Source organism: Paenibacillus allorhizoplanae (assembly GCF_927798215.1).
Lineage (GTDB): Bacteria > Bacillota > Bacilli > Paenibacillales > NBRC-103111 > Paenibacillus_E > Paenibacillus_E allorhizoplanae.
In genome coordinates this window covers 83,679-102,025 of record NZ_CAKMMW010000005.1, presented here as the reverse complement: position 1 = coordinate 102,025, position 18,347 = coordinate 83,679, and the positions used below count along the sequence as shown (strand labels likewise).

General features: G+C 40.6%; 23 protein-coding genes. All 23 read right to left on the bottom strand.

From position 1 onward, the window contains the following. Positions 1-2: 2 nt before the first annotated feature. The gene (gene fliQ / locus L6I86_RS11240) at positions 3-272 is read right to left on the bottom strand and encodes a flagellar biosynthesis protein FliQ (RefSeq protein ID WP_028558285.1); all 270 of its coding nucleotides are present in this window, start codon (positions 270-272) and stop codon (positions 3-5) included. A 25-nt stretch (positions 273-297) separates the two neighbouring features. Continuing rightward, positions 298-1,071 (bottom strand): flagellar type III secretion system pore protein FliP, encoded by a 774-nt coding sequence (gene fliP / locus L6I86_RS11235; RefSeq protein ID WP_173108382.1) that lies wholly within the window; start codon positions 1,069-1,071, stop codon positions 298-300. Further along, the gene (locus L6I86_RS11230) at positions 1,068-1,700 is read right to left on the bottom strand and encodes a flagellar biosynthetic protein FliO (protein WP_236287123.1); all 633 of its coding nucleotides are present in this window, start codon (positions 1,698-1,700) and stop codon (positions 1,068-1,070) included. Before L6I86_RS11230 ends, fliP begins: the two co-directional genes overlap by 4 nt. Positions 1,701-1,748: 48 nt before the next feature. Further along, positions 1,749-2,111, bottom strand: coding sequence for a response regulator (locus tag L6I86_RS11225; RefSeq protein ID WP_028558282.1), 363 nt, complete (start codon positions 2,109-2,111; stop codon positions 1,749-1,751). Between the two features lie 24 nt (positions 2,112-2,135). Then, the gene (gene fliY, locus L6I86_RS11220) at positions 2,136-3,404 is read right to left on the bottom strand and encodes a flagellar motor switch phosphatase FliY (RefSeq protein ID WP_236287407.1); all 1,269 of its coding nucleotides are present in this window, start codon (positions 3,402-3,404) and stop codon (positions 2,136-2,138) included. Continuing rightward, positions 3,397-4,395 carry a flagellar motor switch protein FliM gene (gene fliM, locus L6I86_RS11215; RefSeq protein WP_056624958.1) on the bottom strand — a complete coding sequence of 333 codons (999 nt, stop codon included), beginning with the start codon at positions 4,393-4,395 and terminating at the stop codon, positions 3,397-3,399. Before fliM ends, fliY begins: the two co-directional genes overlap by 8 nt. 35 nt (positions 4,396-4,430) lie before the next feature. After that, positions 4,431-4,916, bottom strand: a complete 486-nt coding sequence (locus L6I86_RS11210) for a flagellar basal body-associated FliL family protein (protein ID WP_056624955.1) — start codon at positions 4,914-4,916, stop codon at positions 4,431-4,433. Next, positions 4,917-5,138 carry a flagellar FlbD family protein gene (locus tag L6I86_RS11205; protein ID WP_236287121.1) on the bottom strand — a complete coding sequence of 74 codons (222 nt, stop codon included), beginning with the start codon at positions 5,136-5,138 and terminating at the stop codon, positions 4,917-4,919. It abuts the gene before it with no gap. A 63-nt stretch (positions 5,139-5,201) separates the two neighbouring features. Continuing rightward, positions 5,202-6,023 carry a flagellar basal body rod protein FlgG gene (flgG, locus tag L6I86_RS11200; protein WP_236287119.1) on the bottom strand — a complete coding sequence of 274 codons (822 nt, stop codon included), beginning with the start codon at positions 6,021-6,023 and terminating at the stop codon, positions 5,202-5,204. Between the two features lie 98 nt (positions 6,024-6,121). Continuing rightward, complete coding sequence (locus L6I86_RS11195) at positions 6,122-6,514, bottom strand: TIGR02530 family flagellar biosynthesis protein (RefSeq protein ID WP_236287117.1); 393 nt, start codon at positions 6,512-6,514, stop codon at positions 6,122-6,124. After that, positions 6,511-6,954, bottom strand: a complete 444-nt coding sequence (locus tag L6I86_RS11190; protein WP_236287115.1) for a flagellar hook capping FlgD N-terminal domain-containing protein — start codon at positions 6,952-6,954, stop codon at positions 6,511-6,513. Before L6I86_RS11190 ends, L6I86_RS11195 begins: the two co-directional genes overlap by 4 nt. A gap of 33 nt (positions 6,955-6,987) precedes the next feature. Continuing rightward, positions 6,988-8,421, bottom strand: a complete 1,434-nt coding sequence (locus L6I86_RS11185; protein WP_236287113.1) for a flagellar hook-length control protein FliK — start codon at positions 8,419-8,421, stop codon at positions 6,988-6,990. A gap of 33 nt (positions 8,422-8,454) precedes the next feature. After that, positions 8,455-9,372: a MotE family protein gene (locus L6I86_RS11180; RefSeq protein ID WP_236287111.1), complete on the bottom strand. Its 918-nt coding sequence runs from the start codon at positions 9,370-9,372 to the stop codon at positions 8,455-8,457. Positions 9,373-9,395: 23 nt separating this feature from the next. Continuing rightward, a complete protein-coding gene (fliJ, locus tag L6I86_RS11175; protein WP_056624932.1) occupies positions 9,396-9,839 on the bottom strand; it encodes a flagellar export protein FliJ in 444 nt (147 codons plus the stop codon). Between the two features lie 9 nt (positions 9,840-9,848). Next, the gene (fliI, locus tag L6I86_RS11170) at positions 9,849-11,177 is read right to left on the bottom strand and encodes a flagellar protein export ATPase FliI (protein WP_171635803.1); all 1,329 of its coding nucleotides are present in this window, start codon (positions 11,175-11,177) and stop codon (positions 9,849-9,851) included. After that, complete coding sequence (locus L6I86_RS11165) at positions 11,177-12,010, bottom strand: FliH/SctL family protein (protein ID WP_236287110.1); 834 nt, start codon at positions 12,008-12,010, stop codon at positions 11,177-11,179. Before L6I86_RS11165 ends, fliI begins: the two co-directional genes overlap by 1 nt. Beyond that, positions 11,994-13,010 carry a flagellar motor switch protein FliG gene (gene fliG / locus L6I86_RS11160; protein WP_236287108.1) on the bottom strand — a complete coding sequence of 339 codons (1,017 nt, stop codon included), beginning with the start codon at positions 13,008-13,010 and terminating at the stop codon, positions 11,994-11,996. Before fliG ends, L6I86_RS11165 begins: the two co-directional genes overlap by 17 nt. A 12-nt stretch (positions 13,011-13,022) precedes the next feature. Next, positions 13,023-14,594 (bottom strand): flagellar basal-body MS-ring/collar protein FliF, encoded by a 1,572-nt coding sequence (fliF, locus tag L6I86_RS11155; protein WP_276574842.1) that lies wholly within the window; start codon positions 14,592-14,594, stop codon positions 13,023-13,025. Positions 14,595-14,635: 41 nt separating this feature from the next. After that, positions 14,636-14,944, bottom strand: coding sequence for a flagellar hook-basal body complex protein FliE (fliE, locus tag L6I86_RS11150; protein WP_236287104.1), 309 nt, complete (start codon positions 14,942-14,944; stop codon positions 14,636-14,638). A gap of 11 nt (positions 14,945-14,955) precedes the next feature. Then, positions 14,956-15,405, bottom strand: coding sequence for a flagellar basal body rod protein FlgC (gene flgC / locus L6I86_RS11145; protein WP_236287102.1), 450 nt, complete (start codon positions 15,403-15,405; stop codon positions 14,956-14,958). 6 nt (positions 15,406-15,411) lie between these two features. After that, entirely contained in the window at positions 15,412-15,819 is a 408-nt protein-coding gene (flgB, locus tag L6I86_RS11140; protein WP_236287100.1) for a flagellar basal body rod protein FlgB, read from the bottom strand. 225 nt (positions 15,820-16,044) lie between these two features. Then, entirely contained in the window at positions 16,045-16,830 is a 786-nt protein-coding gene (gene codY / locus L6I86_RS11135) for a GTP-sensing pleiotropic transcriptional regulator CodY (protein WP_056624907.1), read from the bottom strand. A gap of 36 nt (positions 16,831-16,866) precedes the next feature. After that, complete coding sequence (hslU, locus tag L6I86_RS11130) at positions 16,867-18,264, bottom strand: ATP-dependent protease ATPase subunit HslU (RefSeq protein ID WP_056624904.1); 1,398 nt, start codon at positions 18,262-18,264, stop codon at positions 16,867-16,869. Positions 18,265-18,347 lie beyond the last annotated feature (83 nt).

Sequence of the window (18,347 nt, the reverse complement as noted above, 5' to 3'; positions counted from 1 at the left end):
ACCTAACCAACGAATTTGTAAAGATTGTTGAGTAGATTAAATGTAAAATCAACTAATGTATTCATAATCCATGATCCAAAAATAAGGATGGAAAGCAATACAGCAACAATTTTCGGAACAAAGGCAAGTGTTTGCTCTTGAATCTGTGTCGTTGCTTGAAAAATACTAATAGCCAAACCAACGATTAATCCAATAAGCAGCATTGGCGCACTAGCCTTAAGAACGGTATATACAGCCTCGCCAGCAATTCGTATTACAAATTCCGAACCCATCTAGATTACCTCCGATATCTTGGTATTAACCGTAGCTTAAGAGTAACGATCTCACCACAAGATACCAACCATCTACAAGAATAAAAAGAAGGATTTTGAATGGAAGTGAAATCATCACGGGCGGGAGCATCATCATCCCCATCGCCATTAATGTACTGGATACAACCATATCTATAACCAAAAAAGGAATAAATATCATGAATCCCATTTGGAATGCAGATTTTAATTCACTGATGGCATAGGCAGGTACTAGTGAAGTGAGAGGTATGTCTTCAACACCAGTCGGCGCTTTAGCTTTGGAATAGTCGAGAAACAGCTTCAAATCTTTCTGACGCGTATGCTTAAACATAAACTTCTTCATGGGCAATGATGCCGTCTGAAAAGCCTGCGTTTGATTGATTTCTCCTTTTAAGTACGGTTGAAGTGCTGTTTGATTAACTTCCCCTAAAGTTGGAGACATAATAAAAAAGGTTAAAAACAGAGCGAGTCCGATTAAAACCTGATTAGGTGGCATTTGTTGAGTTCCTAATGACGTTCGAACAAAACCCAATACAATAACAATGCGTGTAAAACTCGTCATTAAAATAAGAATTGAAGGAGCTAGACTTAATACCGTTAGCAACAAAAGGAGTGTAACCGTATTCGAAGAGCCCCCCGTTGCCGTGCTCGTCCCGATATTAACGTTTAATCCCGGAATCGGATTCGTAAGATCAGTTTCGGCAGCAGAAGCAGTTAATGACAGTAGGAACATGGATATCACAGTAAGCAGTAATAAGCCAATTAATTTATTTCTTTTCATTCTTCATTCAACCGATCTGTTTGTTTTTGATCAGACAACCATTCTTCTACATGTTTATTTCGATCTGTAACACGCTTTAGTTTATCATGAAATACTTGTTGAAACGAAGAAGTAATCTCTACTTCCTCTTCTATATCGTTCTTCTTTCGTGGTATCTTGTTGATCCACTTGCTTATTGTACTAAAGCCCATTCGATCATCCTGTGAGGATTGTAAGAGCTCTGAGATATAAGCCACTTCATCGGCGTCCATGATTTTATCCAATAATTGAATGTTCTCACCGACGCCAACAACGAAGAGGGAATGCCCGATCTCTACAATTTGTATGGATTTGTTTTGGCCAAGGGGAACTCCACCTAAAGAGCGAATCGAGTTCCCAAACATTGTACCTTTGTTTTTCTTTGCCACATATCTCATCAGTACATAAAAAAGAATAATAATAAATGCAAGTACTAGAATCACCTTAACAACCATTAAAAGTGAGTCCCCTGAGCCCAATGAACCTGGATAGTCAGTAATTGGATCAACTTTATTCGGTTCAGTTTCAGCATGTACGACTTTACTTGTGTAGAGCATGGCCATAAAACTGAGAATCGTTAAGTATGCTTTATTCGATTGAAGTCTTTTCATAAGAACAACCCTTTCGGTTTATGTAAGACTCAACCGAATCCGGACGGTTTAACCTAGAGTCTTTTTGATAGCTTCGATTACACGGTCAGCTTGGAATGGTTTAACAATGAAATCTTTCGCGCCGGCTTGAATGGCATCAATAACCATGGCTTGTTGACCCATCGCAGAACACATAATTACTTTTGCGTTTGGTTCAATTTTCTTAATTTCTTTCAAAGCTTGAATACCATCCATTTCAGGCATCGTGATATCCATTGTAATTAGATCTGGTTTCAATTCTTTATATTTTTCGATAGCTTGTGCACCATCATTCGCTTCGCCACATACTTCATACCCATTTTTAGATAAAATATCACGAATCATCATTCTCATAAAAGCTGCATCATCCACAATTAGAATACGGTTAGCCATTGAAAATATCCCCCTAAAATTAAATTATTGTAATTTTTGAATTCGTTCCCATTGATTGACAATGTCAGTTACACGAACCCCAAAATTCTCATCGATAACTACAACTTCACCTTTGGCAATCAACTTATTATTCACCAAAATGTCTACCGGTTCACCAGCAAGCTTGTCCAATTCAATGATTGACCCTTGAGACAGTTCTAAGATGTCTTTAATCACCTTATTCGTTCTGCCCAACTCTACGGTTACCTTAAGTGGTATATCGAGTAGTAAATTCAGGTTTGTATCATCCGCTTGCGTGTAAGAGCCTGATTGCAAATTACCAAACTGGACAGGCTGAACATTCACATTACGATTAGGCATACCACCAAACGCAGCTGGCGGCTGTTGTTGATACATTGGCTGCTGCGGTGGATACATCGGTTGTTGTGGTGCATACATCGGCTGACCCATAGGAGGCTGCTGATACATCGGCTGCTCATACATCGGTTGTTGGTAAACAGGTTGCTCATACACTGGTGCCGGTTGCGATATAGGAGCTTCTTGTACAGGTGGAGCTACTACTGGTGGTGCTTGCGCCGCCGGTGCAGCTTCCATTGCTGATTCAGTATCACCACCACCCATTAAGATCGATACCATTTCTTTGGCAAAAGGAACAGGCAATAACTGCATAATATTGGAATCAATAAGATCGCCAATGGCAAGTCGGAACGATATCTTTATAAATACGTCCTCGTCAGGCAGTTTTCCTTCTCCTTTCGACAAATTTAATATGTCGATTCCTGGTGGAGAGATATTGACAAATCGATTAAAGATCGTAGACATGGATGTAGCTGATGAACCCATCATCTGATTCATGGCTTCTTGCACTGCGCTGATATGAATTTCACTTAGGTTTTCATCACCGCCTGTGCCGTCTCCACCCATCATAAGATCGGCGATAACTTGTGCATCTTTGGTTTGAATAACAAGTAAGTTAATTCCATCGAAACCATCAACATAGTTCACATGTACGGCTACATGAGGTCTTGGAAACTGCTCTTCCAATTCTTCTTTACCGATAACAGACACCTTAGGTGTCGTAATATCTACTTTTTTGCCCAGTAACGTCGATAACGCTGTCGCCGCGCTGCCGAACGTAATGTTACCAATTTCCCCAAGCGCATCCTGTTCGAGCGGGGATAAAAAATCTTCTACTTGCGGAGGCCCATGAAATGAAGAGACTGAACTTTCTTCAGATGATTGTCTCAATAAAGCGTCGATCTCTTCCTGCGACAAATAATCTCTGTTATTCATCATATTCTTCTTCTCCTTCATTCACGATTTCTGTAATTTGTACAGCCATCTTCCCTTTTACGGTACCAGGGCTTCCGAGATATTTCAGCTTCTCGCCCACTTTGACTTGAAGCGAATCTTCGACGGATTTATGCAGAGGGATTACATCGCCTATTGTTAAACCTAAAAAATCTTGGATAGAAATCTCAGACGATCCCAATTCTGCAATGAGAGGTAGCTTGGTTTTCTCCAAGCGTGATTGAAGTGCTTCCACTTCTTCAGGTGCTCTCGTTTTCTTCTGGGAAACAAACCAGTGATGTACAGAAAGCCGAGGCATGATAGGTTCAATAACAACATGAGGAATACATAAGTTGATCATACCTGTTGTGTCCCCGATTTTGGTGCTCAGCGATATTAATGCAATCGTTTCATTAGGAGAAACAATTTGCATAAACTGCGGATTCGTTTCTAGTGCCTCTAAACGAGGTTGAATATCAATAACGGTCTTCCATGCTTCTTGCAAGCTATCAAATGCTCGACTGAAAATGCGCTCCATAACGATCGTTTCAATCTCAGTTAATGCATTAATTTTGGTTGGCGTCGTACCTGCTCCACCTAGTAATCGATCCAACATAGCAAAGGCAACATTGGGGTGTACCTCAAGTACCATTCGACCCTCTAAAGGCTCTGCTTCAAAGATGTTCAAAATGGTCATTTTCGGGATCGAACGAATAAATTCATCATAGGGCAATTGTTCAACCTGAACTACACTGATTTGCACGAAAGTACGCAGCTGCGCTGAAAAGTATGTCGTTAAAAAACGCGCGAAATTTTCATGAATCCGAGTTAAGCTACGAATATGGTCTTTAGAGAAGCGCACTGCTCTCTTAAAATCATAAGCCCTTACCTTCTTCTGAGTATCCTCCTTCTTAAGTTCATCGGCATCCATTTCCCCAGAGGACAACGCAGCCAGTAAGGCATCGATCTCATTTTGCGATAAAACATCAACCATTCGAGTCACCTCCTTTAAGCAAAATCATTTATGAGTTACTGCAGCACTTTATCAGTTATCCAAATTTGTTTGATTTTACCTTCATGCAATAATGGGTTTAGTTTGTTCATTATTGTAGAAGTTAAACTATCAGAACCTTTGCTTCCTTCAATTTGCTCTTTCGTCATATCGCCAAGAATCTGGACAATCGTTCCCTTAACAGCAGAGTCGAGCAAACTATCGAATTCAGCTTTAGCCTTTGAATTTTCCATTTCAAACGCAAAGCTTATTTTAATGAAATTCTGACTGCCTGATAAGTTCGTTAAAATATCCTTAATGATTGAAGTATTCGCCTTAACGGTCTCCGCTGATGGTGCTTTCGTTGGTTTCACACTCGCAACAGCATCCTGAGCCTTCACAGCAGGATCTGTGGACTCATTATTCTTCTCCATAAAGTTCCACAACACGAACGCTGCAGTAAGAATTAGTGTGATAGCGATAAGGATGGAAACAATGAGTATAAATATTTTGTTCTTAAACACTTATGAACCCTCCGTATCCCTGGACTGTATTGTCGCTCGGACGGAACCAATTTCTTGCATGTAGGTCCGCACTAAGCTTACCACAACCTCTGCCTTTTCGAGAACTGTGATTTTCTTGCCTGTCGTCAACGTAATCATCGTATCCGGAGTTTCTTCGATAAGCTCAATTAGAATTGCATTCAAGATAAGTGTCCTGCCATTTAAACGAGTGAGAGAAATCATCGTTCTCCTCCTGAATCAGGGTAAGGGGAGCTTAGCTCCCCCATCTATTCATTCAACTAGTGATTAACGCTTCAGATTAACAACTTCTTGAAGCACTTCATCGGATGTTGTAATAATTCTAGAATTCGCTTGGAAACCACGCTGAGCAATAATCATCTCCGTGAATTCACCAGTTAAATCAACATTAGACATTTCAAGTTGCCCAGAGACGAGCGTACCCGTTCCCGTTTCTGGATTACCAGGAGAACCAACTACAATCTCAGGCTCTGGATTTGCGTTAGCAGTCATTTGATACAAGTTACCACCGATTTTTTCAAGACCAGATGGATTGGTTACTTTCACGACGCCAACTCTTTGCCCCGTATTGACCGTTTCACCATCTTGATTTACGCCAATAATATCACCATTTTGAGCAATCGAGAATGATACGATTTCATCTGGAATGACAATGGGACCTGCATTCTCAGCACCCATAACATGAAGCCCCTCAGCATTGACAAGGTTCCTATTCGGATCCACTGTAAAGTTACCAGCTCTTGTCAAAAAAGGTGCATCTGCTTGATCAATAGTTCCAACTGCGAAAAAGCCATCGCCATTCACACGCAAATCTGTTACAACATTTGTTGTCATTGCGCTACCAGCTGTATGCACAGTATCAATAGCAGCCAAACTAACACCTAAACCAACTTGCTGTGCATTCACCCCACCTCGGTTTTCATCAGGTGCACTTACGCCTGAAACCGTTTGGCTAAGAATATCTTTAAACATAACACGGCTGCCTTTAAATCCGATGGTATTTACGTTAGCGATATTATTACCAATAACGTCTAGCTTTGTTTGAAAGCCACGCATACCTGAAACGCCTGAGTACAAAGATCTTAACATGAAATAGGCCTCCTAAATCGGATGTAAGTATATAAAAATTTGAGTTGCTTCTTTCGATCCACAACCCCAGGCTTCCTAAACGGTCGAGCCCTGTAAACCTATGAAATTATCATGGCGCTATCGATCTGTGTAAACACATGATCATTCATAGCTTGGCCATCTAGCGCAGTCACAACAGTTCGATTGGGTACATTTACGATATAACCATTCCCTGCTAAGATCAGTAGTGCGTCTTTGGCACCTTTGGATGCAGCTTTATCAATCGCATTGTTCATTTTCTCAATTTGATCTGGTTTTAGCTGAATGCCGCGTTCTTTTAACCTGACCTCAGCATGATGACTAAACCTTACAAATTGATCTTGGAAAATTTTCTGAAAAGCAGGATTTCCGTTATTCCCATTAGGTATTGTTTGCTGCGATGGTGTTCTTCTCGTTGAAGTAGGAGAAACCGCGCTAGGATAAAGTTGACCTATGGATATTCGCTCTGTCATTCTGTTTCTCCAGCGTTTTCAATTTTCTTTAACTTATCAAGGGAAACTTCCACACCATTCACAGTGGCAAATTGATTCCCATCTTTAAAAGTTATCGAATCTACTACGCCAGACATCTCAGTTGTAACACCTGATGCATCTGTTCCAGTCCATGAAATTGACTTACCAATTAATCCGGACACGAAGCCTAATGATTGTCTCATCAGTTTCATTTCACTAGCCATATTCGTTAATTGCTCAACAGAAGTAAATTGAGCCATTTGAGCGATAAATTCTTTGTCCTGTAAAGGCTGCGTAGGATCCTGATTCTGAAGTTGTGTAATTAAAATTTTCAGGAAATCATCCTTACCTAGGGTTGTACTATCCTTATCTTTGGTTTTCGCGTTAGTCCCTTTATTAATCAGGTCTGTAACATTACCAACGATTGGATTTGTAGCCATACGTTCACCTCCAACAATTCATTCTACTTCAGTTTAGGCAATGACATCGAAGGAATTACCGTTTGCATTATTGCGAAGCTGTGCGATTTGCTCCATATCTTCTTTAAACTCAATGGCATCTACTTCAATTTCACCCGAGCGATTTTTGGGTTGTCGTTGTGATTGATTAAAGGTTTGCGGTTGACGTTGTTCTTGGAACATGTTAGAAGACATGTTTTGACTTTGCGTAACTTCTAATTTCTCAACTTGTAAGCCCTGCGTAAGTAGCGCTTGACGTAATTGAGGCAACTGGCTTTCTAGCATTTGTTTCCCTGCTAAGGTATCAGCTGCAAACTGGGCAAATAGTTGTCCATCATGCATGGAAATTTTCACATCTACATGTCCTAAATTTTTAGGAAACAAAGATAGTTTAGCCTCAGAGAATCCTTCGGACATTGTAATTTTCATGTTTTTCAATACATGTGTAGTCATCTCATCTGTGAAATTTGCGGCTGTTAACACTGGTACTGGCGTTTTATCAGCTACAATCGTCACTTGCTGAGATTTCTGTAAATCACCAATCGTAACGATTGAATTTGTTCCCGTAGATGTCTCAAGTGGCAGATCAACGAGTGGTAGAATTGTCGATTCCGATATATCTTTTGACTGTTCAGCTACAACGAATGGAATATGCTTAATTGCAAATTTCTCTTGTTTTGGCTGAAGCGATTGAAGATTTTCGGAAAGACTGTTATCTAGCGTTTTGTTTATGTACTTGTTGGAAGCAATTCTACCATTCGATGAAGTGTCCTTAACTCCAGTGACAGGCAGATTAGACTCAATTAAACTAGAGGATACATCATTGCCGGTTATCTTCTGGGTACTTCCAACTCCTGCTAAAATCTCTGGAAGCAACGGTTGAATAGTACTCGCGAGTTCTGAATTTAAGAAGTTTAGAATCGGATTGTCTGGCTGCTGCTTGGATAAAGCTGACAGTGTTAACAATGTATTCTGCGCTTTCAGACTCATTGAATGTGTCGTTGGCTGTTGCAACATTGCAAGATTTCCAGATGCGAGTGGGTTTGTCGTGTTACTAAGCGCAGCTAGCAAATCTTCTGCATCATCAAACCACTTTTTCACCTTAGGATCTTGCAATAATTTATCAGCAAGTTCAGGATTGCTATTCATTGCTTCTATAAGCAATTCTGGCAATGTGCCATCCGACGAAGTCAAATTTGCTTCTTGAGCCACTTCAGTTTGAATCGGCATTACCAATCCGTGTAGCATTTGCAACATCATACTCATTGAAAGCTCAGTCTCTGTTGATTGGCCTTCAACCGTTGGTACATTCTCTTGTGCGGTTTGGTCAGAAAGAAGCGCTGAAAAGCTATCTGTCGTTCCACTTCCTTTTGAACTCGCTTTTCCCGCAGTCGTTGCTGTTGTTGCTCCTGGTTGAGCGACCGGTGCTGAAGTCATTTGTACGTCCATTTTTTTCACCTCCCTTCTAAATTTACCTGCAAGTTAGGGAACAAGCTTTGCAGCAATCGATGCTGCAATTTCCTTATTCGCATCTGAGAGGGCAGACATAACCTTAGAACGTGATGAATTATCCATTCCACTTAAAATGGATAAAACTTTTGCTGGATTTGATTTATTCATCTCGAGCAGAACGTTCGAAGCGCTTTTTGGTGTCATATTGGCAAAAGTTTGTCCAAGATCCGAAGTACTCACCGTGCTAGTCGCTGCCTTGGCATCCTTCGTGTTATTCGTGGCTAGTCTTTCTTGTAAAGCAGCTATTTCTTTGTCACGAACTGGCACGATATCTTTCAAACCGATGGAAGCAGCGGCTGCTTTTGCAGCATCCATTTTCTCAAGAATCGCTCCTCGGTTATCTGCTTTCATCATAGAGAACACCAGTACCATTTCACTTGGGGTCAGTGCCTCAATGATAGGTGCAACTTTGCTCGGCGTCATTTTGGCGTACATATTGGCAAGCTGTGTGATTTGATTCGTGTATTCTTCTTCAGATTGCGTTTTATCTTTTAACTTTTCCTCAAGTTCGGCAACCTTCGCAACTGCTGCTTTTAGGGATACGTCTTTATTCTCAGTCGTTGAATCTGCTTTTTGCAATGCTGCTGTCAATTCATTAACACGGGCATTCAGCTTCGCTATCTCATCTTCCTTAAGTTTTACACTTTGCTCAGATGATACCGCTTTACCTTCAGCTGTCACGGGTGCAGTATCTTTGGGTGCTGGGACTATTAATCCAACGACAGGCGTGTTGTGCAATGCTTTTTGAATACTACTTTTGATATCATAATCAAAAATGGAAAGCAGCACGAAGAGTAAAACCGCCGTAAACACAAAGGGGATGACAAACCATATCAAAAATCGCTCCAGTGCACTATAAGATGCACCCTCTACGCTTGTATCGGCCATCTCTTCGTCCCTCCTTTTCTAGCTTAATACGATAAACGCCTAAAACGATTCGTAGCCATTTCATCAAGAGCATCCTGCTCTTTTTTAGCGACCATGAATTGGAATTGATTATGTGCTTTTTCTCTTGCTTTGGTCCATACTTTTTCATCAATCATTTTCACAGACAAATGTTCTTGCTTCTCAGTTACGATATGTTTAGCTTGTTTAACATCCTGATGCTTGCGAGCAATTTGTTTGTCCACATGATTCATATAGCTTTGCATGAGAAGCATGTTCGATATCGACACGGAATGGCTAGTTGCTTGAATCATTTCATTGTGTAAGTTTTCCTTTTGCTCGAACAATCCGTTTAAGCTCGTTTCTTCATTCCTTAACTGCCCCATTGCCTCAGATAAAATCCATTCTGCTTGCGTTCGTTCATTATTCTTCAAATCGACAATTTGCTGGAAAGAGTAGCGAAAACTCATCTAGGACCCTCATCCCTTATAAAATTCTTGGATTAAACGTTCTTGAGCTTCTTCGTATGTTAACTTTTCACTTGTTCGTTGTTTCGTGAAATTCCAAATGGCTTCAATGTTATCCATCGCTATATCAATATTTGGATTAGAACCTTTCTGGTACGCCCCGATATTGATTAGATCTTCCGAATCTTTATATATAGAGAGAAGACGCTTAAGTTGATCGGCAGCTTCCATGTGTTCTGACGGCACAATTTCTTTCATTACTCGACTTACACTTGATAAGACATCGATCGCCGGATAATGGCCCTTGTTCGCAATACTTCGATTCAGGACGATATGACCATCCAAGATTCCTCGGACCGCATCTGCGATAGGCTCGTTCATATCATCACCATCGACAAGCACTGTGTAAAATGCTGTAATGGAGCCCTTCGCACCTGTACCTGACCGTTCTAAAAGCCTAGGCAGCATAGCGAATACGGATGGTGTGTATCCACGCGTGGCTGGAGGTTCACCAACGGCCAGTCCCACCTCACGTTGCGCCATAGCAAATCGTGTTACGGAATCCATCATCATCATGACATTTAATCCGCGATCTCTAAAATACTCAGCAATACTTGTTGCAATCATCGCGCCTTTAATCCGTATTAATGCGGGTTGGTCGGATGTCGCCACAATGACAACCGATCTTGCCAAACCTTCTGGACCAAGATCACGCTCAATAAAGTCCAACACTTCTCTGCCACGCTCTCCGATGAGAGCAATAACATTGACATCGGCTGACGTATTGCGGGCTATCATGCCCATTAAAGTACTTTTCCCAACGCCAGACCCTGCAAAAATACCAACACGTTGCCCTTTGCCAATTGTTAATAACCCATCGATACAACGAACACCAACAGATATTGGATTGAGCACACGTGGGCGCGTTAGAGGATTACTAGGTAAATTATTTGTCGAATACTGCGCCATCCTTGAAGGCAGATAGGAACCATCCAAGGGTTGACCTAGACCGTCTAAAACTTTTCCCAAAAGCTCATGTCCAACCTGAACTGTTAATGGTTTACCTGTGCCAACAACATCGCAACCAGGTCCAATGGCATCGAGATCACCAAGCGGCATTAGAATAACTTTATTGCTTCGAAAACCGACCACTTCCGCTTTTAATGGTTTATTGGATTTATGCGGATAGATATAACAAAGATCGCCAATACTGACATCAGGACCTTCAGATTCCACCGTAAGTCCAATAACTTGCGTCACTTTACCGTTTACCCTAATTGGATCAATCGTTTGTAAAACTTCTTTGTATTTATCCACCTTCGGGATCGATGTCTGTGTCATTATGATTCCTCACTTTGTAAGGCCAGTTGCTGGAGCGTTGACTTAATCTCTTTCAGCTGAGTATCAATTCTCGCGTCTATGCTTCCATACGATGAGCGAATTACGCAACCCTGATCTTGCACAGAAGAGTCCGGTATGATTTCGAGTTCGGCTTGCGAATCAATGGATGTGATCAATTCTTCTCTTGCATCCTGGATATAAGCGAACTGTGAAGGAGCCACACATAGCGTAATAATTCCCTTTTCACGTCGACGAGAGAGTATTTTCTGAATGAACTCAATTACCCAACCAGGCTCGAGCGAAAGTTGACGAACAATAATTTTTTCTGCGATGGAAGTGCTTAACTCGATTAGAAAAGGTTCTGACTCTTGGATAATTTGTTGCTTCAGCTTGTACGATAATTCAAGAATGGATCGAGCTTCAGCCAACATGTCATCATAATCTTTTCGAAGAGCACTCTCCGCTTGAGCTACACCTTGTCGATACCCTTCATCAAATCCTACTTGCTTCGATGCGTTCGCTAGCTCTACATCTTCAGCTCGCTTACTTTCCCACCAACTCGCAATGTCGGTTTCAGTTTCTTCGCGGATTAGTGCACATTCTCGCTTAGCTTGTTCAATTTGATCACTGGCGAAAGCTTCAGCATCATCCAAAATTTGTTTTTTCAATGAGGTTGCATCGTTAATCTCAATTTGCATTTCCTCTGACATACTATTTTCATCAATCGAAGATTCTGGAACAACTTTTTTTTGAGTAATATGCGATTCAAAAATCTTTTTATTTTCCATCGGATAATATGCGAATGATTTAATGACATTAGACAATAATATCATCCCCTCCGCCACGTGCGATGATGATTTCACCCGACTCTTCTAAACGACGAATCGTTGCCACGATACGGGTTTGTGCTTCTTCCACATCACGTAATCGAACAGGCCCCATAAATTCCATTTCTTCTTTGAAAGTCTCCGCCATACGCTTGGACATGTTTTTGAATAACACATCACGAACCTCTTCACTCGCAACTTTAAGAGCAAGTTGCAAATCAGCATTTTCAATATCGCGGATAATACGTTGAATTGAACGATTGTCGATATTGACGATATCCTCGAATACGAACATCCGTTTTTTGATTTCTTCAGCAAGATCTGGATCTTGAATTTCTAAAGAGTCGAGAATCGTACGTTCCGTTCCTCGATCAACACCATTCAATATTTGAACGATAGATGCGATACCACCAGCATTTGTATAATCCTGTGTAACAGTCGAGGACAGCTTCTGTTCTAACACGCGTTCAACCTGTGAAATCACTTCTGGTGATGTACTATCCATGAGTGCAATCCGTTTAGCAACATCAGCTTGTTTCTCCTGTGGGAGTGAAGACAAAATGATAGATGCTTGTTCAGCTTGCAGATAGGACAAAACGAGTGCAATCGTCTGTGAATTCTCATTTTGAATGAAGTTGAGAATTTGCGCCGGATCTGCTTTTCGTGCAAAATCAAAAGGTCTTACTTGAAGTGTAGCTGTCAAGCGATTGATAATATCAAGTGCTTTTTGTGAACCTAGTGCCTTCTCCAAAATGTCTTTGGCATAGGCAATACCACCTTGAGAAATAAATTCTTGCGCCAAACAAATTTGATGAAACTCCGCTAAAATCGCATCTTTCTCTAGCGTGTCTACTTTCCGCACGTTCGCGATCTCAAGGGTTAAATGTTCTATTTCTTCTTCACGCAAATGTTTGAAAATTTGTGCAGATACCTCAGGGCCTAAACTGATCAAAAGAATAGCTGCCTTTTGTCGTCCGGTCAACCCTTGTAAAGCGGCTCTGGCCATACAAGTGCACCTCTATTCATCTACTAACCAAGTGCGCAGCAGATTAACAAATTCTTCTGGCCGTTTTCTCGCAAGTGTTTCGAGCTGCTTACGCACTTGATTGTCATTCGTTACATTTTCAATATCGATAGTTGGAAGCTCTGCCTTTTGGGAGGCAACGTTTAATTCTTGCTCAATTAGTTGTTGTGCCGCTTTTTTACGTTTTCTAATTGCTAACCCAATAAATGCTCCTATAGCTAACGCTGCTAGTGCTAAAGCCCCATAGGTCAAGTACGAAGATGTCTTAGTCGCACTTGTATCCGAAGTTCTTGCAAAAGAATGTGCAAAAACCGTAACTTTTTTCTGTAATTCATCGTCTGTATAAGTAGTCTTATTATCAGCAAGTGCAGTTCTAACGATATTCACAAGTGCATTCTGAATGGCTGTTTTCGTTTCTGTTGTTAACGAGTTCGGATCATCTCTTACTGGAGGCTCGATACCGACATTAATACTTACATCCTTCACTACGTAAGGAGTTGAAATAATGTCATTTGTGATGCGATCCACTTCATAATTGACGGTTTTACTATTTTTCTCCGAATTGGAATTTCCTGTGTTAGATGCTCCCGGATAGCCAGGAACGTCCGTTTCACCTGTACCAGGTACACCGCCAGTATCCGCACCTTTATTTTGATAAGACTCATTCGCTTCTTGCAGAGAGATTTCTATTCCTTTTTGATCAACTTGATTAGGAGCTCGAACAAGTTGTTCCTTCGTCTTCTTCTGATCAAAATTCATAGTTGTAAACACGCTTACACTGACTTTATCTCGACCAAACATTGTGCCAAGCATGGAGTTAATATTCTTCTGCAAATCATTTCGAAACTGCGTATTAATATCTGTATTTCCCAACTGAGCATTATTAGATTCTCCGCTAAACTTATAGGAGAGTAAATTTTGATCTGAAATGGAAATGTTCTCAATAGGAAGATTCTTAATACTGTGTGAGACCAAATTATAAATCGTATCTACTTTAGGTTGATCCAATGAATATCCCTGCTTTATTTGCAGGACAACTGATGCAGTCGCTTTCTCTGCTTGTTGTTGTAAAAAAGGACCTTCCTCTGGAAGTGAAATATTAACCTTAGAGCTTGAGATGGCTTGGTTCGCATTAATAAGTTGTTGAAGCTCTCCTTGAATCGCACTTAAGTACTTCACTTTAAATTCATTATCCGTGATTCCGAATGAACTGCTACCGCTAAAAACTTCAAAGCCCAAGGAGCCGTTTTTATTCAATCCTTGCGACTCAACTGCTAGTTTGACATTGGCTACTTCACTTGTCGGTACTTCTATGCTTTTTCCATCTGCACTCAGATGATAAGGTATTTTCGCTGTATCCAGATATGATTTAATATTTGCAGCATCACTAGGTTGCAATTCTGTATATGCCAATGAATACTCTGTCTTCGATAAATTAACACTTATAATGGCAGCTGTTAAAACCAATAAGAATACAGTTGCTATAAAAATAATTTTCGTTGTTCGATTATATCGATTCCAGTATTGCTTCACCTTTTCCCAGTACTGGAGCAGGTTCTCGTTCACTCTGTCACCTCATTGACCCAAATTTAGCAGCATCTCTATACTTAAAGCTGCATTCTCATGATTTCTTGGTACGCCTCGAGCACTTTATTTCTGACTTGAACAGTCAGTTCGAGTCCTAATGAAGCTTTCTCCGAGGCAATTGTCAATTGATGTACATCTGAAAGTTCCCCTTTAATGAAGCTTTCGTTCAACTGATCGACTTGCTTTTGTTGTGTATTCAAATTAGTTATGGCATCATTCAGAAATGAACCAAATTTCTTGCCAAGATCATCTGCTCCCTCACCCGTATTATCCTTGGGTTGAATGGAACTCATTATATTTATCGGGCTATAACTAATTTTGTCAATCATCCTGTAACCTCCTATCTACCAATTTCCAATGCTTTAGTAATCATTGATTTACTTGCATTTAATGCGGTTACATTGGCTTCATAAGATCGCGTTGCCGAGATCATGTCGACCATTTCTTTTGCAATATCTACGTTAGGCATATACAAAAACCCATTCGTATCTGCATCAGGATGTGAAGGATTATAAACCTGCTTTAATGGAGAGTTATCTTCAAATATTTTGTTTACTCTGACACCCTCGCCCGTTCCATCCGCCATAGCTGTGTTAAGTGATTGTGCGAAGCTAGGTTGGGACTTTGTTTCAAATGAAACTAACTTTCTCGTATAAGGCACCCATTTACCATCTACAAATTTCGCTCTGGTAGTATCGGCATTGGCTATATTGGAGGATATTACGTCCATACGTAGTCGTTGTGCAGTTAATGCTGATGAACTTATATCAAATCCGTTAGTAAGTCTCATTCCTTATCACTTACCCCCTAAGACTGTGTGCATTTTTTTGAAGTCGCTGTTCAACTGTTGAATCATTGCATTGTATTTAAGCTGGTTTTTAGCCATTAATGACATTTCATAGTCCATATCGACATTATTCAAGTTCGTGTTGATTGCTGTCGATTTGTCTGTTTTCACCTCGGAATACGGTAGCTTTGATGAATTACCTATAACGAAATGTCTGGGGTCTGTGCGATATCCTTCAATAGCAGGGGTTCCCGCATTCATCTGGTTCTGCAATAGCTCTTCAAACACAACATCGGCCCGTTTAAAGTTAGGGGTATCCACATTGGCAATGTTATTCGCTACCACTTTTTGCCTTAGCGTCGATGCATCCAGCGAACGCTCCATCATATTCCAACTAGGCTTGTCTAATAAAGACATAAACGATTCCCCTTCACTCTCAATAATATTCAGTTACTATTTCAACATCGGCAGAAATGATTCCTTCTTATTTCGACATTATTCTCGATTTCCGATACAAAATAGTTCTATATGTAGAATTTTGTAAACCTTTGACTTATACTCTTTATCATCTAAGATATTACGATAAGTTACAATAAGAAAAAAGCCCTATCTTTTTACCAGATAGGGCTTTACCATTTATTATTATAATTTAGACTTCATCTGTTCAATGCTCTGCATCAGTTGTTCATTTAAGATACGGATATAAGTGCCTTTCATTCCTAGTGATCGCGTTTCAATCACGCCAGCACTTTCCAGTTTACGCAGCGCATTTACAATCACAGAACGAGTTATACCCACACGATCTGCAATTTTACTCGCCACCAACAATCCTTCCTTGCCGTCCAGCTCCTCAAAAATATGTTCAACAGCTTCCATTTCACTGAAAGACAATGAGCCAATTGCAACTTGAACAACCGCTTTGCTCCGGGCTTCCTCTTCAATCTCTTCCGCGCGCTCTCGCAATATTTCCATCGCGATAACCGTTGAACCATATTCGGCAAGAACCAAATCATCATCAATAAAGTGACCTTCGCTTCGACTTAAAATCAAGGTGCCCAAACGATCGCCACCACCAATAATTGGCACTAAAGTTGTATGCGTCGCTGGAAACATATCCTTCATCTGATCTGTATAATAAAAATACGGACTGTCTGGCTCCGATGTAGATGAGGTCTCTTCGATTTTTAACAATAAATTGTTAGATTCAATCGGGAACCTTCGTTCGATTAGAATCGTTTGATTCATTTCAGGAGACACAGGATCATTCGTAACCGCGTAGCCTAAAATCTTCCCTTTACGGCTAACCACATAAATATTCGCGATGACGACATCTCTTAGTACTTCTGCCATATCCATAAAGCTAACCGCATTGCCCGCTTCTTTTTGGAGCAAACGATTCAGCCTTCTTGTTTTATTTAATAAACTCATGTAACTGCCTCCTACTAACTGCAACCTGCTTATTTCTTATAAGATATACTGACTTAAATCTCTATTTTGAACAATACTGCTTAGTTTCTCGCGTACATAAGCTGGATTGATCACCAGTGACTCTAATGTGATTTCGGGTGCTTCAAAAGATAAATCTTCCAACAATTTTTCTAAAATTGTATGTAAACGACGAGCTCCAATATTTTCTGTTTGTTGATTTACTTCAACGGCAATACGAGCAATTTCATGAATAGCTTCCTCTGCAAATTCAATCGTTATACCTTCCGTTTGCAACAAAGCTGTATATTGTTTAGTCAAAGCATTCTTAGGCTCCGTTAAAATTGAAACGAAGTCTTCTAATGTTAAATCGCTTAGTTCAACTCGAATTGGGAAACGGCCTTGCAGTTCTGGAATGAGATCAGATGGCTTGGCAATATGAAAAGCTCCTGCCCCAATAAATAACACATAATCTGTTTTAACAGAACCGTACTTAGTTACAACGGTAGAACCCTCTACAATAGGTAAGATATCTCTTTGAACACCCTCACGCGAAATATCCGGTCCACTTCCACCGCGGCTGCTGCTTGCTATTTTATCAATTTCATCTATAAAAATAATTCCACTTTGCTCTGCACGGTTGATCGATTCCTGGATCACATCGTCCATATCAATTAATTTCTGTGCTTCTTCTTGTGTTAGAACTTTTCTAGCTTCTTTCACAAGCAATTTCCGTTTTTTCATCTTTTTGGGCAGCAAACTCCCGAACATTTCTTGCATATTCATCCCTGCTTGTTCATTACCTTGACCACCAAGCATATCAAGCATGGAAGGCGTTGCGTCTTCCACTTCAATTTCTACATGATCGTTTTCTAATTTACCATTGGATAATTGTTCGGCGACTTGAGCTCTTTTAGAAGCCAGATTTGAATCAGGCGGCGTCTCATCTTGCTCATCTTTATTTTGCCCACCAAACAACATCTCAAGCGGGTTGCGCTGCGTTTTGGCACGGGTAGGACTCGGAGCAAGCAAAGTAACTAATCGCTCATTAGCGAGCTTCTCAGCACGATCCTTGACCTTTTCCATACGTTCAGCTTTGACCATACGTACTGATGTCTCAACCAAGTCACGTACCATCGATTCTACATCACGGCCCACGTAACCCACTTCAGTAAATTTCGTCGCTTCAACTTTAATAAAAGGTGCGCCAACCAGCTTCGCAAGTCTCCGCGCAATTTCTGTTTTCCCAACACCAGTAGGTCCAATCATGAGGATGTTTTTCGGTACAATTTCATCTCTCATGCTTTCGTCAACCAAATTTCTCCGATATCGATTTCGCAGTGCGATCGCAACGGATTTCTTCGCTTTTTTCTGCCCCACAATGTACCGATCCAGTTCCTGGACAATTTGTTTAGGGGTAAGAGAGCTGTTTGCCATATGTGATACCCTCCTTAAATGTAGGCTAAAGTTAATTGATCAATTGAGAGCGTGTGCTAATTCCGCTTAAGAAACATACGTTC